Consider the following 23,928-nt stretch of genomic DNA (forward strand, 5'->3'; position numbering starts at 1 on the left):
GCGCGCCGGGCGCGGCGGTCAGGAAACACGAACCAGCAGCTTCCCGAAGTTCGCGCCTTTCAGCATGCCCATGAAGGCCCGCGGCGCGTTTTCCAGGCCATCGACGATGTCCTCGCGATAGCGGACGCGTCCGCTGGCCACGGCTTCGCCGACTTCGCGCAGGAAATCGGGAAAGTGCTCGGCGAACTCGAAATTGATGAAGCCGCGCAGCGTCAGGCTGCGCGACAGGATCTCGCGCATGGTGGCGGGCAGCAGGTTGGGGCCGTCCGCGGCGGCGCCGTCATACTGGGCGATCAGGCCGCAGACCGGCACCCGGGCGTATTTGTTCAACAAGGGCAGCACCGCCTGCCACACCGCCCCGCCGACGTTCTCGAAGTACACGTCCACACCATCGGGACAGGCCTGCGCGAGGCGCTCGGGGAAATCCGGGTCGCGATGGTCGACCACGGCGTCGAAGCCCAATTCATCCCTGACGTGCGCGCACTTGTCCGCGCCGCCGGCGATCCCCACGGCCCGGGCGCCCTGGATCTGGGCCAATTGCCCCACCAGCGAACCGACCGGCCCGCTGGCGGCCGCCACCACCACGGTTTCGCCCGTCCTGGGCTGGCCGATGAAGCGCAGCCCACTGTAGGCGGTGAAACCGGGCATGCCCAGCACGCCCAGGCCGGTGGTAAGGGGCGCCAGCGCGGGATCCAGCTTGCGCAGGCCGCGAGCGGCCACATTGGCATGGCTGCACCAGCCCGTGCGCGCCAGCACGATGTCGCCGACGGCATAGTCCGGATGCCGGCTGGCGATCACCTGCGCGGCGGTCTCGCCTTCCATGGGGCTGCCCAAGGCCACCGGCGGCGCGTAGGACTTGCGTTCATCCATCCGGCCGCGCATATAGGGATCCAGGGACAGATAGCGCACCTGCAACTGGACCTCGCCTTCCGCGGGTTCGGCCAGGGGCGCGGTTTCGATGCGGAAGTCGCTGGCGCGCACGGCGCCCTGCGGGCGCGCGGCCAGCACGACCCGGGTGCTGGAGGAAACGGACATGGTGGATACCTCGCTGTTCGGCCACGGCGCCGTGCCGCAGCCCTGCCAGCCGAAATACGGGCCGGAACCCCGGTATTAGACACTGCACGGCGCGACGTTGCTACGTCGCCGCAACACTCTTATATAAGATATAAGACCGCTTGCCGCGCGCCGCCATGACTACTACAATCGCGGCCGATATCCCCCCAACCACGACCAGGGCATTCCATGCTAGCTACCTATCGCCAACACGTCGCCGAACGCGCGGCACTGGGCGTCCCCCCGCTCCCCCTGTCGGCCCAGCAGACCGCCGACCTGATTGAATTGCTGAAGGCGCCGCCCGCTGGCGAGGAAGCCTTCCTGCTGGACCTGATCACCCACCGCGTCCCCGCGGGCGTGGACGACGCCGCCAAGGTCAAGGCTTCGTACCTGGCCGCCGTGGCCCTGGGCAAGGAATCGTGTCCGCTGATCGATCGCGCCAAGGCGACGGAACTGCTGGGCACCATGCTCGGCGGCTACAACATCAGCGCGCTGATCGAATTGCTGGACGATGCCCAGGTCGGCGCCATCGCCGCCAACGGCCTGAAGACCACCCTGCTGATGTTCGACGCCTTCCATGACGTGAAGGAAAAGGCCGACAAGGGCAATGCCAACGCCAAGGCCGTGCTGCAAAGCTGGGCCGACGCCGAATGGTTCACCTCGCGTCCGGAAGTGCCGAAGAGCCTGACCGTGACGGTGTTCAAGGTGACCGGCGAAACCAATACCGATGACCTGTCGCCCGCCCCGGACGCCTGGAGCCGCCCCGACATTCCGCTGCACGCGCAAGCGATGCTGAAGAACGCCCGTCCCGGCATCGAGCCGGACGAGCCTGGCAAGGTCGGTCCGATCGACTTCCTGAACCAGCTGAAGAAAAAGGGCAACCTGGTCGCCTATGTGGGCGACGTGGTCGGCACCGGCTCTTCGCGCAAATCCGCGACCAACTCCGTGCTGTGGTTCACCGGCGAGGACATCCCCTTCGTCCCCAACAAGCGCTTCGGCGGCGTTTGCCTGGGCAGCAAGATCGCTCCGATCTTCTACAACACCATGGAAGACGCGGGCGCCCTGCCCATCGAAGTGGACGTGTCGCAGATGAACATGGGCGACGTCGTCGAGCTGCGCCCGTACGAAGGCAAGGCCCTGAAGGACGGCAAGGTCATCGCCGAATTCCAGGTCAAGTCGGACGTGCTGTTCGACGAAGTGCGCGCCGGCGGCCGGATTCCGCTGATCGTCGGCCGTGGCCTGACCGCCAAGGCCCGCGAAGCCCTGGGCCTGCCGCCCTCCACCCTGTTCCGCCTGCCCGTCAGCCCGGCCGACACCGGCAAGGGCTACACGCTGGGCCAGAAAATGGTCGGCCGCGCCTGCGGCCTGCCCGAAGGCAAGGGCGTACGTCCCGGTACCTACTGCGAGCCGCGCATGTCGGCCGTGGGCAGCCAGGACACCACCGGCACCATGACGCGCGACGAGCTGAAGGACCTGGCCTGCCTGGGCTTTTCGGCCGACCTGGTGATGCAGTCCTTCTGCCACACCGCCGCCTATCCCAAGCCCGTGGACGTGAAGACGCACCACACGCTGCCGCAGTTCATGAGCACGCGCGGCGGCATCTCGCTCAAGCCCGGCGACGGCGTGATCCACTCTTGGCTGAACCGCATGCTGCTGCCCGACACCGTCGGCACCGGCGGCGACTCGCACACGCGTTTTCCCATCGGTATCTCCTTCCCCGCCGGTTCGGGCCTGGTGGCTTTCGCCGCCGCCACGGGCGTGATGCCGCTGGACATGCCGGAATCGGTGCTGGTGCGATTCAAGGGCAAGATGCAGCCCGGCGTGACGCTGCGCGACCTGGTCAATGCGATCCCGCTGTACGCCATCAAGCAGGGCCTGCTGACGGTCGAAAAGCAGAACAAGAAGAACGTGTTCTCCGGCCGCATCCTGGAAATCGAAGGCCTGCCCGACCTGAAGTGCGAACAGGCGTTCGAACTGTCGGATGCATCGGCCGAGCGTTCCGCCGCGGCCTGCACGGTGCGCCTGAACAAAGAGCCGATCATCGAGTACATCAACAGCAACATCGTCATGCTGAAGTGGCTGATCGCCAACGGCTACGAAGATGAGCGCTCGATCCGCCGCCGCATCCAGGCGATGGAAGCCTGGCTGGCCAATCCCCAGCTGCTGGAGCCGGACGCCGACGCCGAATACGCCGCGGTCATCGAGATCGACCTGGCCGACATCAAGGAACCCATCGTCGCCTGCCCCAACGACCCCGACGACGTGAAGACGCTGTCGGACGTGGCCGGCGCCAAGATCGACGAAGTGTTCATCGGCAGCTGCATGACCAACATCGGCCACTTCCGCGCGGCGTCCAAGCTGCTAGAAGGCAAGCGGGATATCCCGGTCAAGCTGTGGGTGGCACCGCCGACCAAGATGGACGCCCGCCAACTGACCGAAGAAGGCCACTACGGCACCTTCGGCGCGGCCGGCGCGCGTACCGAAATGCCGGGCTGCTCGCTGTGCATGGGCAACCAGGCGCAGGTCCGCGAAGGCGCGACGGTGATGTCCACCAGCACCCGCAACTTCCCCAACCGCCTGGGCAAGAACACCAACGTGTACCTGGGCTCGGCGGAACTGGCCGCCATCTGCTCCAAGCTGGGCCGCATCCCGACCCGCGAGGAATACATGGCCGATATCGGCGTCGTGAACGAAAACGGCGACAAGATCTACCAGTACCTGAACTTCGACAAGATCGAGGATTACAAGGACGTCGCCGACGTCGTGGAAGTCTGATCGTGCCTTGAAGCGGAGCCGGCAACGCCGGCGCCGCGCAGGCCCCGTCGCCCGCCCGTGTGGACCACCGCACGCGGCGGGCGATTTTTTTATAAGGTCCCCGGCCGGCGTCGCATCCGCGCGACGCCGCGAGTTGCATGTCGGGGGCAGATTACTGATAATGCGAATGCTTCGCATTTGTTTAAACAGTAACGTTTGCGAAGAAGTTGTTCGCATGCCTATGCATGTATCCCATCCATGCGGCGGGAGCCTCGCGGGCCCGGCCGCCATAAATCCTCCAAGGGACACCATGCCTACTCCCAAGCCTTTGACCCTGGCCGTGCGCCTGGCCTGCATCGCCATGGCGGCAAGCGCCACGCTGCCCGCCCGGACCTGGGCGCAGACCCCAGCGCCCCCATCGCCGGCCGGCGCGGACGGCGCCGCTCCCGTGACCACCATGGCACCGGTCTCGGTCACCGGCACCGCCATTACCGAGGGCGACGTCCTGCCCCCCACTTTCGCCGGCGGCCAGGTCGCCAAAGGCGCCCGCCTGGGCATACTGGGCGAACAGGACGCCGCCAACGTGCCCTTCAGCGTGACCAGCTTCACGTCGCAGCTGGTGGAAGACCAGCAGGCGCGCACCTTGGGCGACGTATTGCGCAACGACCCATCGGTGCAAGTCACGCGCGGCTATGGCAATGACTCGCAGTCCTACGTCATCCGCGGCTTCCAGCTCTACGGCGACGACATCTCCTATGGCGGCCTGTTCGGCGTGATGCCGCGGCAGATCATTTCGCCGCAGGGCGCGGAACGCATCGAGATATTCAAGGGGCCGAGCGCCTTCCTGAACGGCGTGCCCGCGGGCGGCTCGGGCGTGGGCGGCATGGTCAACATCGAGCCCAAGCGCGCGGGCGACGATCCCTTGAGCCGCATATCGCTGGACTACGGCACGTCGTCGCAAGCCGGCGCGAGCGCGGATATCGCGCGCCGCTGGGGCAGCAGCAACCAGTTCGGCATCCGCGTCAACGCCTTGCAGCGCGAGGGCGACACCGGCATCGACGACGCCAGCACGCGCATGACCTTCGGCTCCGTCGGCCTGGATTATCGCGGCGACCGCTTCCGCGCGTCCCTGGATGTGGGCTATCAGAAGCAACGCACCGACCAGGGCCGGCCCATGGTCCAGGTGATCGGCGACGGCATCCCCGATCCCCCATCGGCGCGGCGCAATTATGCGCAGCCGTGGACGTACTCCATGACGGAGAACACCTTCGGCATGCTGCGTACGGAATACGACCTGACCGACCGGTGGACGGCGTACGCGGCGGTGGGCGGCAATCATGCACGTGAAGACGGCTCGTATTCGTCGCTCAGGGTGGGCGAGAGCGGCGCCGGCACCGCCAGCCGCATGGATTCGGTCTACGACCAGGATACGGTCGGCACGATGTTCGGCGTGCGGGGCAAGTTCGACACCGGTCCGCTGAAGCATGCCGTCAACCTGGGATTCTCCAGCGTGTATCTGAAGAAACGCGCAGCCTACGAGACGTCGGCCGCGTTTCCGACCAACCTCTACGACACGCCGACTGTCGCCAAGCCGGCATCCACTGGCGGCGGCGGGGATCTCGGCTCGCCCGGCGTCACGGGACGCACCCGCATGACCGGGGTTTCGGTATCGGATACGGTCTCGTTCCTGGACGACCGCGTCTTCGCCACGGTGGGCGCGCGCCACCAGAAGATCGACGTCAGCGGCTACAACTACAACACCGGCGCGCAGACCAGCCATTACGACGATACGGCGACTTCGCCGGTCTATGGGCTGGTGGTCAAGCCGTGGGAACAGCTGTCGCTGTACTACAACCACATCGAAGGACTGCAGCAGGGTCCGTCCGCGCCGTCCACCGCCATCAACCGCGGCGCCGTGTTCGCGCCGTCGAAGTCCAAGCAGAACGAAATCGGCGCCAAGCTGGACATGGGATCCTATGGCGCGAACCTGGCCTTCTTCGAAATCAAGCAGCCCGTGGGGGTGACGGACCCGGTCAGCAACATCTTTTCGGTCGCCGGCGAACAGCGCAACCGCGGCGTGGAGCTGAATGTCTATGGCGAACCGGTGCGCGGCTTGCGGCTGATCAGCGGCGTCACCTATATCGATGCCCGCCAGCGCGACACGGGAAATGCGGCCACCGAGGACAACAAGGCGGTGGGAGTGCCCAACTATACGGCCGTGCTCGGCGCCGAATGGGACCTGCCCTGGGTGCCGGGGCTGACCTTGCAGGGGCGTGTCACGCGCGCCGGATCGCAGTACCTGGACACCGCCAACGAGCTCAAGGTCAAGCCCTGGACCACGCTGGACCTGGGCGCGCGCTACGCCATGAAGATCGAACGGCATGACGTCGTATGGCGCCTGGGCGTGGACAACGTCACCAACAAACGCTATTGGACGTCGGCCAACGGCGGATACCTGATCCAGGGCGACCCGCGCACCCTCAAGCTATCCGTGGCGGTGGATTTCTAGGCGCGGCGGGCCGGGCGGCCCGGGTACACTCGGGCCCATGGAAACCTGGGCCCGCGGCCTACCCGCGGGCCGCCTCGGCAATGAAGATAGACCTACCCGCCCTGCAGATGCTGGTGGCCGCCGTCGAAGAACGCAGCCTGGCCAAGGCCGGCGAACGCGAGCATCTCGTCACCTCGGCCGCCAGCAAGCGTATCGCGGAACTGGAGCGTCAGATCGGCACCGCCCTGCTGGTGCGCCACAATCGAGGCGTGGAGCCGACGCCCGCGGGCGCCGCGCTGTACCACAAGGCCAAGGCCATCCTGACCAGCGTGCGCACGCTGGAAGGGCTATGCGAGGAATTCTCGCCTGACGGCATCCCGAAGATACGGCTGGCCGCGAACCGCTCCGCCATCGTGGAATTCCTGCCGTCGGACATACGCGCCTTCCAGGCGCTGAGCCCGAAGTCGCGCCTGGACCTGGTGGAAGCCTATAGCGGCGACATCCCGCGCATGGTGACCGACCAGGAAGTGGACATCGGCATCTATCACGCCGTCGGCGCGGCGCCCGGTGTAGTCTCCTTTCCCTATCGCAGCGACCGCGTGGTCCTGGTGGTGCCGCGCGGCCATCCGCTGGCCGACGCGCCCGCCCTGCACCTTGACCAGGCGCGCGAGTACGACTTCCTGGGTTACTTTCCGCGGCATTCCTTCGAGGCCTTCATGGAGCTGGTGGGCCCGACGTTGACCGGCCCGCTGAACGTCAAGATACAGGTCGCGAACTACGAGGCCCGCTGCCGCATGGTGCGCGAAGGCCTAGGCATCGCGGTCATGCCCGAACCCATCGCCGACACCTATCTGAGCCTGCTGGGGCTGGTCAAAGTGCCGCTGTTGGACGATTGGGCCAAGCGGCAGTTCTACGTCTGCGCCCGCGACCGCGCGCACATGCGCATGGCGGCTGGCGATCTGTTCGATTTCCTGGTGAAGGCGGCCTGACGGCGAGTTAAAGACAGGTTCACGACAGGGTGACGGCTGTTTGACGGCAGTTTGACGGCACCAGCTCCTCAGCCGTATGCTGCAACGCGTCTGCGGCGAGACGGCCCACCCATGAGCCATATGGATCGTGCACGGATGTTGCGCCGCACATAACCATCACGAAGGAAAGCCATGGTCAATATGAACCGGCGCCAGTTCTTCAAGGTGACGGGTGCGACGCTGGCGGGCTCCAGCCTGGCATTGCTCGGGGCAGCGCCCCGGCAGGCCATGGCGGAAGTGCGCCAGTATAAGCTCGCGCGCAGCACCGAAACGCGCAATACCTGTCCCTACTGTTCGGTCGCCTGTGGGATCCTGATGTACGGCCTTGGCGATGGCGCCAAGAACGCCACGGCCAGCATCATCCACATCGAAGGCGATCCCGATCACCCCGTCAATCGCGGCACGCTCTGCCCCAAGGGCGCCGCGCTGATCGATTTTGTCCACAGCCCCAACCGCCTGCAGTACCCGGAATACCGTGCCCCGGGTTCCGACAAATGGCAGCGGATTTCCTGGGAAGATGCGCTGTCGCGCATCACCCGCCTGATGAAGCAGGACCGCGATGCCAATTTCGTCGAGAAAACCGACGACGGCAAGACGGTGAACCGCTGGCTGACCACCGGCATGCTGGCCGCGTCGGCCAGCAGCAACGAAGTCGGCTACATCACGCATAAAACCATCCGCAGCATGGGGATGCTGGCGTTCGACAACCAGGCTCGTGTCTGACATGGCCCGACGGTGGCAGGTCTTGCCCCGACGTTCGGCCGTGGAGCGATGACGAACCATTGGGTCGACATCAAGAACGCGGACATCATCCTTATCATGGGCGGCAATGCCGCCGAGGCGCACCCCTGCGGATTCAAGTGGGTGACCGAAGCCAAGGCCCATAACAAGGCCAAACTGATCGTCGTGGATCCGCGCTTCAATCGCTCGGCTTCCGTGGCGGATTTCTACGCGCCCATACGCACCGGCACGGACATCCTGTTCCTGGGCGGGGTCATCAACTACCTGATCTCCAACGACAAGATCCATCACGACTACGTCGGCAACTACACCGACATGTCGTTCATCGTGCGTTCGGATTTCACTTTCGACGCCGGACTGTATTCGGGCTACAACGCCGAAAAGCGCTCCTACGACCAGACCACCTGGGACTACGAACGCGGCGACGACGGCTACGTCAAGACCGACCCGACGCTGCAGCACCCACGCTGCGTCTACCAACTGCTCAAGCAGCACTACTCGCGCTACACGCCGGAAATGGTGGAGCGCGTCTGCGGCACGCCCAAGGACAAGTTCCTGAAGGTGTGCGAAATGCTGGCGTCGACGGCGACCGGCAACCGTGCCGCCACCATCATGTACGCGCTGGGCTGGACGCAGCATTCGGTCGGCTCGCAGATGATACGCACGGGCGCGATGGTGCAACTGCTGCTGGGCAATATCGGTATCGCGGGCGGCGGCATGAACGCGCTGCGCGGGCACTCGAATATCCAGGGCCTGACCGACCTGGGCCTGATGTCGAACCTGCTGCCGGGCTACATGACCTTGCCGGTGGAAAGCGAGCAGGATTTCGAGCAGTACATTGCCAAGCGCGCGCTCAAGCCCCTGCGCCCCAACCAGCTGAGCTACTGGCAGAACTACCGGAAGTTCCACGTCAGCCTGATGAAGGCCTGGTGGGGCGCCGCCGCCAAGCCCGAGAACAATTGGGGCTACGACTACCTGCCCAAGCTGGACCGGCTCTACGACATGCTGCAGGTGTACGAGCTGATGCACCAGGGCAAGATGAACGGCTATATCGCGCAAGGGTTCAATCCCCTGGCCGCGGCCCCCAACAAGGGCAAGCTGATCGAAAGCTTCTCCAAGCTGAAGTGGCTGGTCATCATGGACCCGCTGGTGACGGAGACTTCCGAGTTCTGGCGCAATTTCGGCGAACACAACGATGTGGACTCGTCGAAGATCCAGACCGAGGTCTTCCGGCTGCCCACCACCTGTTTCGCCGAGGAAAACGGCGCGCTGGTGAACTCGGGCCGCTGGCTGCAATGGCATTGGAAAGGCGCCGAGCCTCCGGGCGAAGCCAAGAGCGATATCGAGATCATGTCGCTGCTGTTCACCCGCCTGCGCAAGCTGTACCGGCAGGAGGGCGGCAAATACCCCGATCCCATCGTCAACCTGGCCTGGCCCTACTCCGATCCGGAAAGCCCGACGGCCGAGGAACTGGCCAAGGAGTACTCGGGCAAGGCGGTCACGGACCTGGCCGATCCCAAGGATCCGTCGCGCATCCTGCGGCGCGCCGGCGATCAACTGGCCAGCTTCGCGGAACTGCGCGACGACGGCACCACGTCCAGCGGCTGCTGGATTTTCGCCGGCGCCTGGGGACCGGAAGGCAACCTCATGGCGCGGCGCGACAACAGCGATCCGACCGGCATCGGCCAGACCCTGAACTGGGCCTGGGCCTGGCCGGCGAATCGCCGCGTGCTGTACAACCGCGCGTCCTGCGATCCGGCGGGCAAGCCCTACGATCCGCGCCGCAGCCTGGTGTCGTGGAACGGCAAGGCCTGGGTCGGTGCCGACATCCCGGATTTCAAGGCGGATGAGAACCCGGCCGGTGGCATGGGTCCCTTCATCATGAACCCGGAGGGTGTGGCGCGCTTCTTCTCGCGCAACGGCCTGGCGGAAGGCCCCTTCCCCGAGCACTACGAGCCTTTCGAGAACCCGCTGGGCTACAACCCGCTGTATCCGCAGGCCAAGGGCGTCACCAGCAATCCCGCGGCACGCCTGTTCGACTCGGACCGGGCGGCCATGGGCACGGTGGACAAGTTCCCCTACGTCGCCACCACCTACCGCCTGACCGAGCATTTCCACTACTGGACCAAGCATTGCCGCATCAACGCGGTACTGCAGCCGCAACAGTTCGTGGAAATCGGCGAGGCGCTGGCCAAGGACCTGGGCATCGCCAACGGCCAACAGGTCAAGGTCTCTTCCAATCGCGGCTACATCAAGGCGGTGGCCCTGGTCACCAAGCGGATACGGCCATTGACGGTGGAAGGCAAGACGGTGCATCACGTCGGCGTGCCCATCCACTGGGGCTTCGTCGGACTGGCCAGGCCGGGCTTCCTGGCGAATACGCTGACGCCTTTCGTGGGCGACGGCAATTCGCAGACCCCGGAATTCAAGTCCTTCCTGGTCCAAGTGGAAAAAGCCTAGGAGCCGAGCGATGAGTATGCAATCCCTGGATATCAAGCGCCGCTCGGCCACCACCACGCCGCCGCCGGGCGTGCGCGAGCCGGTGACCGGCAGCGTGGCCAAGCTGATCGACGTCAGCAAGTGCATAGGCTGCAAGGCCTGCCAGAGCGCCTGCATGGAGTGGAACGACCTGCGCGATGTGGTCGGCGAGGCGGTGGGGGTGTACGACAACCCCGCCGACCTCACCGAACATTCGTGGACGGTAATGCGGTTCTCCGAATACGAGAACCCCAAGGGCGACCTGGAGTGGCTGATCCGCAAGGACGGCTGCATGCACTGCGAAGATCCCGGCTGCCTGAAGGCCTGCCCGTCGCCGGGCGCGATCGTGCAGTACACCAACGGCATCGTCGACTTCCATGAAGAAAACTGCATCGGCTGCGGCTACTGCGTGACGGGCTGCCCGTTCAACGTGCCGCGTATTTCGAAGCAGGACCACAAGGCCTACAAGTGCACGCTGTGTTCCGACCGCGTCGCGGTGGGCCAGGAGCCCGCCTGCGTGAAGACCTGTCCCACCGGCGCCATCGTGTTCGGCACCAAGGAGGACATGAAGCAGCACGCGGCCGAGCGCATCGAGGACCTGAAATCGCGCGGCTTCGACCAGGCCGGCCTGTACGACCCGGCGGGTGTCGGCGGCACCCACGTCATGTACGTGCTGCACCACGCCGACCAGCCCAGCCTGTATCACGGGCTGCCGGACAAGCCCGCCATCAGCCCCATGGTGTCGCTGTGGAAAGGCATCTCCAAGCCGCTGGGCCTGGCAGCCGTCGCCCTGACCGCGCTGGCGGGCTTCTTCCACTACGTCCGCGTGGGGCCGAACGAAGTCAACGAGGAAGACGAACGCAACGCCGAAGCCATGCCGCCGGATGGCCCGGCGCACAGCGGCCGCTCGCCGGCCGGACAGGAGGCGCGCCATGAAAGACCGTGAAACCTCACCCGACGGCCACAGGCTGATCCAGCGCTATACGCCCGGGCAGCGCACCAATCACTGGATCGTCGCCATCAGCTTCGTGCTGCTGGCCTTGTCGGGCCTGGCGCTGTTCCATCCGGCGATGTTCTGGCTGACCAACCTGTTCGGCGGCGGCCCGTGGACGCGCATCCTGCATCCCTTCGTCGGGGTGTTCATGTTCCTGTGCTTCGCCTGGTTCGCCGCCCGCATGTGGCGGCATAACAAGATGGAAGCGCGCGACCGGGAGTGGCTCAAGCGCGGGCGCGACGTGATCACCAACCGCGAGGACCGCCTGCCCGAGGTCGGCCGCTACAACGGCGGCCAGAAGCTGCTGTACTACGTGCTGATCGTCTGCATGATCGGCCTGTTGCTCAGCGGCATCGTCATATGGCGGCAGTATTTCTCCTTCTACTTCCCCATCACCGTCATCCGGGCGGCGTCGGTGGTGCACGCGGTGTGCGGGCTGGTTATGATCTGCGCGATCGTCGTGCACATCTACGCGGGCATCTGGGTCAAGGGCTCCATCGGCGCCATGATGCGCGGCACGGTCACCTGGGGCTGGGCCTGGAAGCATCACCGCGCCTGGTTCCGCGAGGTGCGCAAGGAACCCCTGGGCAAGTAGACTCCCGCCTAAGCGGCGCCGCGCTGGCCGACGACCGTTCCCCAGGCTTTTTCCGATCGGAGGTTGGTTGTGCAACGCATTCTTCAACGCGGCGAGATCGAGGCACTGGATCACAATGCCCTGCCGCGGCTGCGGCTGCCCGCACGGGAGAGCGTCTTTCGCGACCGCGCGGCGCGCCTGCGCCAGCTGGCCGCCGATAGCCCGGTGGGCGACTACCTGTTGCTGATGGCGCATCTGGCCGATGCGCAGCACCGCGTGCTTGCCAGCCTGGGCGCGAGGGATGCGGCCGCGGCGGTGGCTCCCGCCGAGCGCATCGACCTGGCGCAAGCGCATGGGATGCCGCCCTTGCAGGCGGTGGGATGGCCCCGCGATCCCGCATGGCGGAAAGTCCTGCGCACACTGCTGGACGAAGTGGCGCGCTCGCCCGAGGTGCCGCCGCAAGCCGTGGAAACCTGCCAGGCGACGCTGGCCACGCTGGAAGAATTTCCCGAAGGCATCGAACAGTGGGCGGATAACCTGCTGAACGAAAGCGAAGAACAGATCGACGCCGCCGCGGCGCCCTTCGTGATGGGCGCGTTGCAGGTCGTCTGGACCGATATGGCGGTCCGCTTCGATGCCGCGCAGTTGCCGGTCGTCAGCCCTTTCGGCGTATGTCCGCTGTGCGGCAGCCTGCCCGTGGCCAGCGTGGTGCGCGTGGGCGGACAATACCAGGGCTACCGCTACCTGTGCTGCTCGCTGTGCGCCAGCGAATGGCATATGGTGCGCGTGAAATGTACCCAGTGCGAGTCCACCGAAGGCATCGCGTATCACGCGATAGACGGTGGATCCGAAGCCATCAAGGCCGAATCCTGCGACAAGTGCCGGACGTATCGCAAGATCTTCTATCAGGAGAAGGACATGAACGTCGAGCCGGTGGCGGACGATCTTGCGAGCCTGATGCTGGACGTGCTGATGGGTGAAGCGGACTACGGCCGCGCGAGCGGCAACCCGCTTTTATGGCAAGAGGAAGAATGAACGCGAATGGCGCGGCGATGGCGAGCCAGGGGGCGGCTCAGGGGCCGAATGATGGCTCGGATGGAAAACCCCAGGCGGCCGCGGCCGGCGCGGCGCGCATTCCTTCCCTGGACCGCCTGCTGAATGCCGCGTGCATGCAATCCTTGCTGCAAGGACATGGACATACCCAGGTGGTCGCCGCCTTGCGCAGGCATCTGGATACGCTGCGGCAGGCCGCGCTGGCGGGCGAGCTGACGACGGCCTCGGTAAGGCCGGAAACCGTCGCCAGCCAGGTGGGCGACGCGCTGGAGGCCGCCGCGCAACCCCGGCTGCGCGCCGTCTTCAACCTGACCGGGACGGTGCTGCACACCAACCTGGGCCGCGCGCTGCTGCCGGATGAAGCGGTGGCGGCGGTGGTCCGCGCATTGACCACGCCCGCCAACCTGGAATTCGACCTGGAAAGCGGCGGCCGCGGCGACCGTGACGATCTGGTCGAAGGCCTGCTGCGCGAACTGACCGGCGCGGAAGCCGCGACCGTGGTGAACAACAACGCCGCGGCGGTCCTGCTGATGCTGAACTCCCTGGCCGACCGCCGCGAGGTCATCGTGTCGCGCGGCGAACTGGTGGAAATCGGTGGCGCCTTCCGCATCCCGGATGTGATGAAGCGCGCGGGCGCCAGGCTGGTGGAAATCGGCACCACCAATCGCACCCATCCCGTCGACTACCAGAACGCCATCGGGCCGCGCACGGCCATGCTGATGAAGGTGCATTGCAGCAACTACGCGGTCACCGGATTCACCCGCAGCGTCGACGTCGCGCAGGCGGCCCATATCGCGCACCAGGCCGGCCTGCCCATGACCGTGGACCTCGGCAGCGGCACGCTGCTGGACCTGTCGCGCTGGGGCCTGCCGCGTGAAGACACCGTGCGCGAGACCATCGCCGCCGGTGCGGACCTGGTCACGTTCAGCGGCGACAAATTGCTGGGCGGCCCGCAGGCCGGGCTGATCGTCGGCCGTGCCGAGCTGATACGCAGGATCAAGAAGAATCCGCTCAAGCGCGCGCTGCGGGTGGGCAAGCTGACGCTGGCCGCGCTGGAGCCGGTACTGGCACTATACCGCGCGCCGGAGCTGTTGGCCGACAGGCTGACGACGCTGCGCCTGCTGACGCGGCCGCCCGCGCAGATGCGGGAACAGGCCGAACGCATGCTGCCCGCGCTGCGGCGCGCGCTTGGCGAGCGCTATGCCGCCGAAGCCGCGCCCATGGCCAGCCAGATCGGCAGCGGCGCCTTGCCGGTGGATCAATTGCCCAGCTATGGATACGCCATACGCCATGCGGGCAAGGGCCGCGCCGGACGGGCGCTGGACGCGCTGCAGGCGGCACTGCGCGGCCTGCCCCGTCCCGTCATCGGCCGCATCGGCGACAACGCCTTGTGGCTGGACCTGCGTTGCCTGGAAGCGCGCGACGAAGCCGCCTTTCTCGCACAGCTGGAAGATCCACTGGCATGATCGTCGGTACCGCCGGCCATATCGACCATGGCAAGACCACGCTGGTGCGCGCACTGACGGGCGTGGACACCCATCGCCTGAAGGAAGAAAAGGCACGCGGCATATCCATCGAACTCGGCTATGCCTACACGCCGCTGCCCGACGGCGACGTGCTGGGCTATATCGACGTTCCCGGCCATGAGAAGCTGGTGCACACCATGGCGGCGGGCGCGGGTGGCATCGACTTCGGACTGCTGGTCATCGCCGCCGACGACGGCATCATGCCGCAGACGCGCGAACACCTGGCCATCCTGCAATTGCTGGGCGTCTCGCGGGGCGCGATCGCCATCACCAAGGTGGACCGGGTGGCCGCCGACCGCCTCGACACGGTACGGCAGGAGGTGCTGGGCCTGGTTGCCGGAACGTTCCTGGGAGAGGCCCGCGTGTTCATGGTCAACGCCAGCAGCCCCGCGGACCTGGGCACGCGCGCATTGCGCGCGCATATCGAGCAGGCCGCGGCAGCCCTGCCCGCGCGGCGGGCGAGCGGCCTGTTCCGCCTGGCGGTGGACCGGGTCTTCACCCTGTCCGGCCAGGGGACGGTCGTGACCGGCACCGTGCATTCGGGGCGCGTACAGCTTAATTCCGATGACGGTGCCACGCTGGTGTTGATGCCGGCGGGCACGCCCGTGCGGATACGCAGCATACACGCGCAGAACCGGCCGAGCCCCAGCGGACAGGCGGGCCAACGCTGCGCGCTGAATCTGGCGGGCATCGACAAATCCGCCATCGCGCGCGGCGACTGGATTGCCGATGCCCGGTGTTTCGTGCCCTCGCGGCACGTCGACGTCGAGCTGCATATGCTCGCATCCGCCGACACCGCCGCGACGACGTGGCTGCCCGTGCATGTCCATCTGGGCGCGGCGCACCATATGGCGCACATCGTGCCCCTGTCGGCCGACAGCGTCGCGCCGGGGGCCGTGGCGCGCGCCCAGCTGGTATTCGACCACCCGGTGTGCGCGATGCCCGGCGATCGCTATATCGTCCGCAATGCGCAGGCCACCCAGACCCTGGGCGGCGGACGCGTGCTCGATCCCGATGCGCCCGACCGCCGGCGCCGCACGCCTGGGCGCATGGCCTGGCTGGACGCCGTGGCCGCCATGCTGGACGGCGGCGGCGTGCATGCCTTGTTGACGCAGGCGTCGGTCGGCATGGACGACCGCCAGCTGACGCGGCTGACCGGTCGCCCGGCGGAGGATACGTCCATCCCGGAAGATGCCTTGTGGGTCGCGGCGAATTCGACCCACGGCGCGCGCACGCTGATCCTGCGCGCGCATTGGGATGCGCTGCGCGCGGCGGTGCGGACAGCGTTGGAAAGATTGCACGCGGACACGCCGGACGAGCCGGGCGCTGACGCGGGCCGGCTGCGGCGCATCGCCCTGCCCGCCTTGCCGGAGGCGCCCTGGCAGGCCTTGATCGCCGACCTGCTGCAGGACGGCACGATCGTCCGCAACGGACCATGGCTGCATCTTCCCGGCCATGCCGTCCAGTTCGACGACGATGAGACCCGGCTCGCGCAAGCGCTGCTGCCCTTGCTGCACGCGGGCGCCTATGACCCGCCGTGGGTGCGCGACCTGGCTCGCATGCGCAACGAAGCGGAAGACCGCGTGCGCAAGGTGCTGCGCAAGCTCCTGCGGCGCGGCGACGTGGCGCAGGTCGTACCGGATCTGTTCTATCACCGCGAAAAGATCCAGGAGCTGGCCGAGCTGTTCGCGCGACTGGCGCGGGACGGCACGCAGGGCGCGCCCATGGGCATCAACGCCGCGTGTTTTCGCGACGCGACCGGTCTCGGGCGCAAGCGCGCCATACAGATACTGGAATATTTCGATCGCGTCGGCTACACCCGCCGCCTGCGCGATCTGCATATGCTGCGCACCGACGGCGGTGCGACCGGTTTCGATCGCCCCGCCGCATCTCGTACAATCTAGCGCTTCCGGAAGGCATCCGTACCCGGTGGTGCGGCCGGGCTTCAAACCCGGTTGGGGACGTCAGACGTTCCCACGTAGGTTCGACTCCTGCTGCCTTCCGCCCTCCACTGCCCGGTTCCACCCGGCGGCGGACCAAAAAAAGGCAGCCGCGGCTGCCTTTTTCCATGACGCATGTTCAGGGCTCAGGCCTGGCCGAACCCATACAGGCGCGCCGGATTGTCCACCAGCACGCGCGTGCGCGTGGCTTCATCCGGCATCCAATCCCCCAGCAGGTTCAGCAGGATGCCGTCGTCGGGCACATGGGCCGGCTCGTAGTAGTTGATGTGCGGCCAGTCGGTGCCCCAGACCACGCGTTCGCTGTTGGCCTTCAGCAAGGAGGTCGCGAACGGCGCGATGTCGGGGAATGGCGAACCCACCGCGGTATTGCGGTCGGCGCCCGATATCTTCGTCCACGCCTTGCCTTCGGCGAGCAGCTTGCAAAGGAACTGGAAACCCGGGTCATCGACGCTGCGTGCCGCATTCATGCGACCCTGGTGGTCGACGACCAGATCCACCCCGGACGCCAGCAAGGTCGGCGCCATTTCCGGCAGGTCCGGCGCATGTATCCAGATCTGCGCGTGCATGCCGCGCGCCTTCAGGCGCGGCGCCAGCGCGGTGAAGTCGTCGATGCCGACGCCGTTGCGGTACACCGCCTTGCCATCGCGCTTGAACAGGTTGAAGCGCGCGCCGCGCACGCCCTGCTGCGCCAACGCATCCAGATCCTTTTCCGGGATGTCGCCACGCAGCACGCCCACCGCGCGCAGGCGGTCGGGATACTCGCTCAATGCCTGCAGCACGTTGCGGTTGTCGTCGCCCTGGGCGCTGGCCGTCACCAGCACGCCGCGGGTCAGGCCCAGCCGATCGAGATGGGCAATGAAGCGCTCGGCGGCGTTTTCCGGCGGCGTGTAGCTGCGGTCGTCGCTGAGCGGGAACGTCGAGTAGGGGCCGAAGACATGCGCATGCGAATCGCAGGCGCCCGCCGGCACCTTGAAGCGCACCGGCTCGAACTCGGGATGAGGTGGCAAACAGGGCTTGGTCATGGCCGTTCCTCCATCAACGCGCGTTCTCGGGCTTCAACACGCCCGAAGTCAGCAGCGGCTGCAGCTTGGCTTCTTCCTTGGCGAAGATCTGCGCCGACTGATCGATGGTGGACGGCACCACTTCCGAGCCGATGTTGGCCAATTGCTTCTGCACTTCCGGATCGGCGACGGCCTTGGCCAGCGCGTCGTTCAGTACCTGGCGGACTTCCTTGGGCGTGCCCTTGGGCGTCATCAAGGCCGAATAGGTCACCATCTCGAAATCCGGCTTGCCCAGCTCGGCCACGGTCGGCACGTTCGGCAGCGAAGGCACCCGCTTGGCCGAGGTCACGGCCAGGGCGGTCAGCGAGCCGTTCTGGATCTGCGGCTGCGAACTGGTCAGCTGATCCACCATGCCATCGACCTGGTTGCCCAGCATGTCAGCCAGCGCGGGCGCCGAGCCCTTGTAGGGGATGGGATTGATCCTGATGCCGAAGTCCTGCTCCAGCAGCAGTTCGGCGATGTGGTTCGTCGTACCCGTACCCGAATGCGCGATCGCAAGCTCGTTCGGATGCGCCTTCGCGAACTCGACGAAACCCTTGAAGTCCTTGATGCCGTGCTTGTTCTTGGCATTCACTTCCAGCACCGAGGGCACCACCGCCAGCATGCCGACCGGATCGAAATCGCCGAGCTTGACCTTGGTGCCCGGCACCAGCGTCGGGTTGACGACCAGCGGCACGATGGTGGTGGACAGCACCGTATAGCCGTCCGGCGCGGAGCGGGCGACGTTGCCCGCGCCTATGGAGCCGCCGGCCCCACCCAGGTTCTCGACCACGATCGATTGCTTGAGGTGGCGCGCCATGGCCGTGGTGATGGCCCGCGTGGTGATGTCCAGATTGCCGCCGGGCGGATAGGGAACGATCAGGCGTATCGGCTTGTCGGGATAGCCCTCGGCCGCGGCCAGCCCCGCATGCGCGCCCAGGCTCAGGGCGACAACCATCCCCAGCGCTTTCACAGCGCCTTTGAACTGCTTCATTGAGGTCTCCGAACTACTTGCTTGAAAATTTATGTGCGGTACGAAGGATCCAGGCGGTCCGCCAGGCGCAGCAGCGCGGGCCATTCCATCTGGCCATAGGGACGCCGCGTACCCGGCTGGTACTGGTTCCAGGTGGCCTGGATCACTTCCTTGGATACCGGGTTCAGCGGTGCGTTGCAGGCCATGGCGGCCAGTTGCGCACGGCAGGACACTTCCAGGCGATGCATCCAGTTGAAGGCTTCGCCTATGCTGCGGCCGACCGTCAGCAGGCCGTGGTTGCGCAGGATCAGGGCTTCGTTCTGGCCCAGGTCGCGACACAGCGATTCCTGCTCGCTCAGGTCCAGCACCACGCCTTCGTAGTCGTGATAACCGATCTTCATGAAACGCATGGACGTCTGGTTCAGCGGCAGCAGTCCGCAGGCCAGCGACGACACGGCCATGCCGGCCCAGGTGTGCGTATGGATCACGCAATCCACTTCGGGGCGCTTTTCGTGGATGGCGCTGTGGATGACGAAACCGGCCTTGTTCACGCCGTAGGACAGGTGCGGGCCGAAATCCGGCTTGCTGAGGATATTGCCGTGATGATCGATCTTCAGCAGGCTGGATGCCGTGATTTCTTCATAGAGCAAGCCGTAGGCATTGATCAGGAAGGCGCCCGTCTCGCCCGGCACGCGCAGGGAGATGTGGTTGGCGATCATGTCCGACATGCCGTAGTGCGCGATGAGGCGGTAACAGGCCGCCAGGTCGACGCGCGCTTCCCATTCGGCTTCGGAGCATTGCTCCTTCATCGAAGAAATCTTCAGTTCGTGTTTCATCATGGTCATCTCCTGGCAGCCATCACGGCGGGCGCGGCCGGCGCGCGGATATCGAAAGCATACGCGCGGCGGCATGCCCGTCCACCCGGGCGGGCGTGCGCCAGGATGACGATGTTACGAGCGTTGGGCCGTTTGGGGTTGCCGATTTGAGAATGCCGCGTTTCCCCGCCTTCGATGGTGCGGTGCAACGCCCCCGGGAAAGTCCGTAGGCGCGCCGCGCGGCCATCGCACTAGAATTGCCGGATTCCATACAACGATACCCGGTTCCATATTTTGGAACCAGATCATGACTTCATGAGTGTCCTCGATAACGCGGCCAGGGTGCTGCGGGTGCTGACCCAACATGGCGGCGAAGTCAGCGTGACGGACGTCGTCGCGCACCTGGGCCTGCCCAAGAGTTCGTCGTCCCGGCTGCTGAAGCAGATGCTTGAAAGCGGCCTGCTGGAACGCGACGCGGCCACGCTGAAATACCGCCCCGCCCTGCTGCTGCTGGAAGTCGCCCACCAGGCGCGCGGCAGCACCCCGCTGATCCGTCGCCTGGAACAGGCACTGGAAGCGCTGGTGGCCGATACGGGCCACACGGGATATATCTCGGTGCTGGACGAAAGCCGGCGCGACGTCGTGGTGCTGCGCGCATTCCACGGTTCGCATCCCTTGCGCGTGGTGACCCAGCCCGGTTATCGGCTGCCGGCCTATGCCAGTTCCACCGGGCGCGCCCTGCTGGCAAGGCTGGACGGCGACACGGCGCGCCGGGCGCATCCCGCCACTTTCGACCCCCACGCGCGGGTGCTGCCGCACGCCCCGCCCGATGCGGCCGCGCTGGCCGCCCAGCTGGACGACGTGCGGGCGCGGGGCTGGGCCTGGGCGCTGGATGAAAGCCTGGCCGGGGTCGGCTCGGTCAGCGCCACCGTCAACGATCCGCAGAGCGGCGAAATCCTGGCCTTCTGCCTGAGCTTTCCGGCGTCGCTGAACCAGCCAGGCTTCATCGACGCATTGGCCCGTCGCCTGGTCGGCGATGTCGCGGCCATCGGCCGCGCCGCGGGCGACGCATTCTGGCAAACCATGGCGCCGACAACTGCCGACATAGAGCAGGCCGGCGCAGTCCACCACTGAATAAACACAAGGGGAATACACATGCGGCAACCGGTCTCTCACCCGCGCGCGTTCAGCGGCGGCACGTTCATATTGCTGGCGCTGCTCAGCGTCTTCGGCGCCATCATCGGCATCCAGTTGCTGGTCTCGCTGGGCGTGACGCCCAATACGTCCATCATCGGCGCGCTGGTGGCGATGATCCTGGCGCGCATACCGCTGGCGCTGTTCGCGCGCTTTCGTTCGATACACGAGCAGAACCTGGCGCAGAGCGCGATCTCGTCGGCGACCTTCGGCGCGGCCAACAGCCTGCTGCTGCCCATCGCCATTCCCTACCTGTTCGGCCGCACGGACCTGGTGCTGCCGATGTTCGTCGGCGTGGCGGCGGCCATGTTGCTGGATGGCTACCTGCTGTACCGGCTGTTCGATAGCCGCATCTTCCCCGCCGCGGGCGCATGGCCGCCGGGCGTGGCGGCGGCCGAGGCGATCAAGGCTGGCGACACCGGCGGGCGGCAGGCGCGGCTGCTCGGGGCAGGCATAGGGGTAGGCCTGGTCGGCGCCTGGCTGCACATCCCCATGTCGGCGTTCGGCACGGCCTTCCTGGGCAATATCTGGGCGCTGACGATGTTCGGCATCGGGCTGCTGATACGCGGCTATGCGAAGCCAATCATGGGATGGGACATCAATGCCCTGTATATCCCGCATGGCCTGATGATAGGCGCGGGCATGGTCGCGCTGATCCAGGTGATCGCGCAGATCCGCGCCCGCGGCGGCGATGACCGGGCGGCCGCGCCGGCGGGGGACAGCCACGCCATGCCGGCGGCGGCCACCGCCGAAGCGGAACCGGCGTCCGGACCCACCCGCACGATCCAGGACATGCGCCGCACCTTGCGGCTGGGCGCGATCGCCTACATCGTGCTTGCCGCCCTCCTGGCGCTGGGCAGCGGCCTGTACACCGGCATGTCCACGCCCATGTTGATCGGCTTCGTGCTGTATGCCGCCTTCGCCGCCTTCGTGCATGAGCTGCTGGTCGGCATCGCCGCCATGCACTCCGGCTGGTTCCCCGCCTTCGCGGTCGCCCTCATCACGCTGTTGGTCGGCATGCTGATCGGCTTCCCGCCAGTCGCGCTGGTGATCCTGTGCGGGTTCGCCGCGGCCACCGGCCCGGCTTTCGCCGACATGGGCTACGACCTGAAGGCGGGCTACCTGCTGCGCGGCAACGGCGCGGATCCGGCATTCGAACTCGATGGCCGGCGCCAGCAGCTGGCCGCCGGCATGCTGGCCTTCGTCATCAGCATGCCCATGGTGTATTTCACGTATCACAGCTATTTCGACCAGGGCCTGACGCCGCCCGTCGCCGCGGTCTATGTTGCCACCATCAAGGCAGGGGTCGCGCCCGGCGTGGCCATGCAGTTGCTGATATGGGCAATCCCGGGCGCCTTGATCCAGTGGCTGGGCGGCCCGCGCCGCCAGCTGGGCGTGCTGCTCTCCACCGGCCTGCTCATTGCCAATCCGCTGGCGGGCTGGGCGGTACTGGCCGGCATCGTGCTGCGCGTGATCGCGCTGCGTCTGTGGGGCGACAAGGTGCGCAACAGCCTGGAGGTCTTCGCCGCGGGCTCCATCGCCGGCGATGCGCTGTACAGCTTCTTCAATTCCCTGATCCAGTATCAGGCCAAGGGAAAATAAGGATCCAATATGAGTCTCACCCATACGCTCAAAGTCTTCGAGGCCTTCGACAGCGCCTACGCCAGCGGCCAGACGGTCGTCGAACTGCTGCAGCCCTATGCCGCGCACGCCAGGGTCGCCGTGAAGACCATCAGCGGTCCCAAGGGCAAGACCGACTTCGTGCGCATCGAAATCCCGGGCACCGAGGGCAAAACGAATGGCGGCGCCGCGCCCACGCTGGGCATCGTCGGCCGCCTGGGCGGCATCGGCGCGCGCCCCAGCCGCATCGGCCTGGTGTCCGATGGCGACGGCGCGATCGCCGCGGTGGCCTCGGCCTTGAAGCTGGCGCACATGGCCACGCAGGGCGACCGCCTGCCTGGCGACGTCGTCATCAGCACGCACGTCTGTCCCGACGCGCCGACGCGTCCGCACGAGCCCGTGGATTTCATGGATTCGCCCATGGACACCGAAACCCTCAACGAAAACGAGGTGTCGGAGGAAATGGACGCGGTGCTGTCGATCGACACCACCAAGGGCAACCGCATCCTGAACCACAAGGGCTACGCGATCTCGCCCACCGTCAAGCAGGGCTATATCCTGCGCGTGTCGGAGGACCTGGTGCGCATCATGGAAATGACCAGCGGGCGGCCGGCGGTGACCTTTCCCATCACCACGCAGGACATCACGCCCTACGGCAACGGCGTGTACCACCTGAACAGCATCCTGCAACCGTCGGTCGCGACGCGGGCGCCCACCGTCGGCGTGGCGATTTCGGCGATCAGCGTCGTGCCGGGCTGCGGCACCGGCGCCAGCGACGAAGCCGACATCGCCGCCACGGTACGCTTTGCCGTGGAAGTCGCCAAGGAATTCACGCGCGGAACCTGCAGTTTCCATGATGCCGGCGAATACGACCGGCTGGTGGCGATGTACGGCTCGCTGGCGCATCTGCAGAAGCGCCAGTAAGCCCGCGCGCAAGGAGCACACATGACGGACGGCAATCCTTTGCTAGGCACCATCACCATCGGACAGGCGCCGCGCGCCGACATCACCCCCATCCTGCAGGCGGCGCTGCCGGCCGGCGTGCGGGCCCGCCATGTCGGCGTGCTGGACGGCCTGTCGGCCAGCGATATCGCATCGCGCTACGCGCCGCGGCCCGGCCAGCCCTTGCTGGTGACGCGCCTGCTGGACGGCAGTTCGGTCATCCTGGACAAGGCCGCCATCCAGGGCGCGCTGACGGGCAAGATCGCCGAACTGGAGGCCAGCGGCTGCACGGTCATCCTGGTGCTGTGCACTGGCGAATTCCATGGCCTGGCGACACGGCGCGCCTGGCTGGTCGAGCCCGACCGTATCGTGCCGCCGGCCGCCTCCGCGTTGGCCGGCGAACGCCAGGTCGGTATCATCGTGCCGCTGGCGGAACAGGCCGCCAGCGAGGCCGGTAAGTTTTCCATGCTGGCCCGGATGCCGCTGTGCGAGGCCGCTTCGCCTTACGATGATGATCTGCGCACGCTGGAAGCGGCGGCGCGCACGCTGCGCGATCGCGGCGCGCGGATGCTGCTGATGGACTGCATGGGCTTCGTCGAAGAGCATCGCGCCGCGGCGCGACGCGCCAGCGGCCTGCCCACGGTGCTGTCCAACGCCCTGATCGCCAAACTCGTCGCGGAGCTTGTCATCTGAT

At 66.5% G+C, this 23,928-nt stretch carries 17 protein-coding genes and 1 tRNA gene; 14 read left to right on the plus strand and 4 right to left on the minus strand.

What is annotated here, in order from left to right; genetic code table 11:
* Positions 1-18: 18 nt before the first annotated feature.
* On the minus strand, positions 19-1,035 hold the full coding sequence (locus CAL12_RS19405) for an NADP-dependent oxidoreductase (RefSeq protein ID WP_086066126.1): 1,017 nt from the start codon (positions 1,033-1,035) through the stop codon (positions 19-21).
* 207 nt (positions 1,036-1,242) lie between these two features.
* Here CAL12_RS19405 and acnB point away from each other — a divergent pair, with 207 nt between their 5' ends.
* The 10 genes from acnB to CAL12_RS19460 all read left to right on the plus strand — a co-directional run bounded on the left by acnB (position 1,243) and on the right by CAL12_RS19460 (position 16,693).
* Positions 1,243-3,828: a bifunctional aconitate hydratase 2/2-methylisocitrate dehydratase gene (gene acnB, locus CAL12_RS19410; RefSeq protein ID WP_086066127.1), complete on the plus strand. Its 2,586-nt coding sequence runs from the start codon at positions 1,243-1,245 to the stop codon at positions 3,826-3,828.
* 289 nt (positions 3,829-4,117) lie between these two features.
* Positions 4,118-6,316 carry a TonB-dependent receptor gene (locus CAL12_RS19415; RefSeq protein ID WP_086066128.1) on the plus strand — a complete coding sequence of 733 codons (2,199 nt, stop codon included), beginning with the start codon at positions 4,118-4,120 and terminating at the stop codon, positions 6,314-6,316.
* Positions 6,317-6,396: 80 nt separating this feature from the next.
* A complete protein-coding gene (locus tag CAL12_RS19420; RefSeq protein ID WP_332458416.1) occupies positions 6,397-7,284 on the plus strand; it encodes a LysR family transcriptional regulator in 888 nt (295 codons plus the stop codon).
* Between the two features lie 171 nt (positions 7,285-7,455).
* The gene (gene fdnG / locus CAL12_RS19430) at positions 7,456-10,524 is read left to right on the plus strand and encodes a formate dehydrogenase-N subunit alpha (protein ID WP_157793034.1); all 3,069 of its coding nucleotides are present in this window, start codon (positions 7,456-7,458) and stop codon (positions 10,522-10,524) included.
* Between the two features lie 10 nt (positions 10,525-10,534).
* A complete protein-coding gene (gene fdxH, locus CAL12_RS19435) occupies positions 10,535-11,488 on the plus strand; it encodes a formate dehydrogenase subunit beta (protein ID WP_232464569.1) in 954 nt (317 codons plus the stop codon).
* Entirely contained in the window at positions 11,475-12,131 is a 657-nt protein-coding gene (locus CAL12_RS19440) for a formate dehydrogenase subunit gamma (RefSeq protein WP_086066131.1), read from the plus strand. The genes fdxH and CAL12_RS19440 overlap by 14 nt, the downstream gene beginning before the upstream one ends.
* Before the next feature lie 69 nt (positions 12,132-12,200).
* Positions 12,201-13,145: a formate dehydrogenase accessory protein FdhE gene (gene fdhE, locus CAL12_RS19445; RefSeq protein ID WP_086066132.1), complete on the plus strand. Its 945-nt coding sequence runs from the start codon at positions 12,201-12,203 to the stop codon at positions 13,143-13,145.
* The gene (gene selA, locus CAL12_RS19450; protein ID WP_269768404.1) at positions 13,142-14,629 is read left to right on the plus strand and encodes an L-seryl-tRNA(Sec) selenium transferase; all 1,488 of its coding nucleotides are present in this window, start codon (positions 13,142-13,144) and stop codon (positions 14,627-14,629) included. Before fdhE ends, selA begins: the two co-directional genes overlap by 4 nt.
* Positions 14,626-16,593, plus strand: coding sequence for a selenocysteine-specific translation elongation factor (selB, locus tag CAL12_RS19455; protein WP_086066133.1), 1,968 nt, complete (start codon positions 14,626-14,628; stop codon positions 16,591-16,593). The genes selA and selB overlap by 4 nt, the downstream gene beginning before the upstream one ends.
* Before the next feature lie 7 nt (positions 16,594-16,600).
* Positions 16,601-16,693, plus strand: a tRNA-Sec gene (locus CAL12_RS19460).
* 82 nt (positions 16,694-16,775) lie between these two features.
* On the opposite strand, the gene CAL12_RS19465 is transcribed toward CAL12_RS19460, so the two are convergent.
* The 3 genes from CAL12_RS19465 to CAL12_RS19475 are packed head-to-tail and all read right to left on the minus strand — an operon-like array spanning position 16,776 to position 19,502.
* Positions 16,776-17,672, minus strand: coding sequence for an amidohydrolase family protein (locus CAL12_RS19465; RefSeq protein ID WP_086066134.1), 897 nt, complete (start codon positions 17,670-17,672; stop codon positions 16,776-16,778).
* 13 nt (positions 17,673-17,685) lie between these two features.
* Positions 17,686-18,684, minus strand: coding sequence for a tripartite tricarboxylate transporter substrate binding protein (locus CAL12_RS19470; RefSeq protein ID WP_157793035.1), 999 nt, complete (start codon positions 18,682-18,684; stop codon positions 17,686-17,688).
* 29 nt (positions 18,685-18,713) lie between these two features.
* Positions 18,714-19,502: a class II aldolase/adducin family protein gene (locus CAL12_RS19475; protein WP_086066136.1), complete on the minus strand. Its 789-nt coding sequence runs from the start codon at positions 19,500-19,502 to the stop codon at positions 18,714-18,716.
* A gap of 291 nt (positions 19,503-19,793) precedes the next feature.
* On the opposite strand from CAL12_RS19475, the gene CAL12_RS19480 reads away from it, so the two are divergent.
* The 4 genes from CAL12_RS19480 to CAL12_RS19495 are packed head-to-tail and all read left to right on the plus strand — an operon-like array spanning position 19,794 to position 23,927.
* Entirely contained in the window at positions 19,794-20,612 is an 819-nt protein-coding gene (locus CAL12_RS19480; protein WP_086066137.1) for an IclR family transcriptional regulator, read from the plus strand.
* A 21-nt stretch (positions 20,613-20,633) separates the two neighbouring features.
* On the plus strand, positions 20,634-22,274 hold the full coding sequence (locus CAL12_RS19485) for an OPT/YSL family transporter (RefSeq protein ID WP_086066138.1): 1,641 nt from the start codon (positions 20,634-20,636) through the stop codon (positions 22,272-22,274).
* Between the two features lie 9 nt (positions 22,275-22,283).
* Positions 22,284-23,216, plus strand: a complete 933-nt coding sequence (locus CAL12_RS19490; RefSeq protein WP_086066139.1) for a DUF1177 domain-containing protein — start codon at positions 22,284-22,286, stop codon at positions 23,214-23,216.
* Positions 23,217-23,237: 21 nt separating this feature from the next.
* Complete coding sequence (locus CAL12_RS19495) at positions 23,238-23,927, plus strand: AroM family protein (RefSeq protein ID WP_086066140.1); 690 nt, start codon at positions 23,238-23,240, stop codon at positions 23,925-23,927.
* The last annotated feature ends 1 nt before the right edge of the window (position 23,928 follow it).

It is taken from the genome of Bordetella genomosp. 8 (genome assembly GCF_002119685.1).
In the GTDB taxonomy this organism is placed as follows: Bacteria; Pseudomonadota; Gammaproteobacteria; order Burkholderiales; family Burkholderiaceae_B; genus Bordetella_C.

Excerpts from the sequence above, each read along its gene's own strand:
- CAL12_RS19405 (WP_086066126.1), bottom strand. The coding sequence starts at position 1,035 with ATGTCCGTTTCCTCCAGCACCCGGGTCGTGCTGGCCGCGCGCCCGCAG.
- acnB (WP_086066127.1), top strand. The coding sequence starts at position 1,243 with ATGCTAGCTACCTATCGCCAACACGTCGCCGAACGCGCGGCACTGGGC.
- CAL12_RS19415 (WP_086066128.1), top strand. The coding sequence starts at position 4,118 with ATGCCTACTCCCAAGCCTTTGACCCTGGCCGTGCGCCTGGCCTGCATC.
- CAL12_RS19420 (WP_332458416.1), top strand. The coding sequence starts at position 6,397 with ATGAAGATAGACCTACCCGCCCTGCAGATGCTGGTGGCCGCCGTCGAA.
- fdxH (WP_232464569.1), top strand. The coding sequence starts at position 10,535 with ATGAGTATGCAATCCCTGGATATCAAGCGCCGCTCGGCCACCACCACG.
- CAL12_RS19440 (WP_086066131.1), top strand. The coding sequence starts at position 11,475 with ATGAAAGACCGTGAAACCTCACCCGACGGCCACAGGCTGATCCAGCGC.
- selA (WP_269768404.1), top strand. The coding sequence starts at position 13,142 with ATGAACGCGAATGGCGCGGCGATGGCGAGCCAGGGGGCGGCTCAGGGG.
- selB (WP_086066133.1), top strand. The coding sequence starts at position 14,626 with ATGATCGTCGGTACCGCCGGCCATATCGACCATGGCAAGACCACGCTG.
- CAL12_RS19465 (WP_086066134.1), bottom strand. The coding sequence starts at position 17,672 with ATGACCAAGCCCTGTTTGCCACCTCATCCCGAGTTCGAGCCGGTGCGC.
- CAL12_RS19470 (WP_157793035.1), bottom strand. The coding sequence starts at position 18,684 with ATGAAGCAGTTCAAAGGCGCTGTGAAAGCGCTGGGGATGGTTGTCGCC.
- CAL12_RS19475 (WP_086066136.1), bottom strand. The coding sequence starts at position 19,502 with ATGATGAAACACGAACTGAAGATTTCTTCGATGAAGGAGCAATGCTCC.
- CAL12_RS19480 (WP_086066137.1), top strand. The coding sequence starts at position 19,794 with ATGAGTGTCCTCGATAACGCGGCCAGGGTGCTGCGGGTGCTGACCCAA.
- CAL12_RS19485 (WP_086066138.1), top strand. The coding sequence starts at position 20,634 with ATGCGGCAACCGGTCTCTCACCCGCGCGCGTTCAGCGGCGGCACGTTC.
- CAL12_RS19490 (WP_086066139.1), top strand. The coding sequence starts at position 22,284 with ATGAGTCTCACCCATACGCTCAAAGTCTTCGAGGCCTTCGACAGCGCC.
- CAL12_RS19495 (WP_086066140.1), top strand. The coding sequence starts at position 23,238 with ATGACGGACGGCAATCCTTTGCTAGGCACCATCACCATCGGACAGGCG.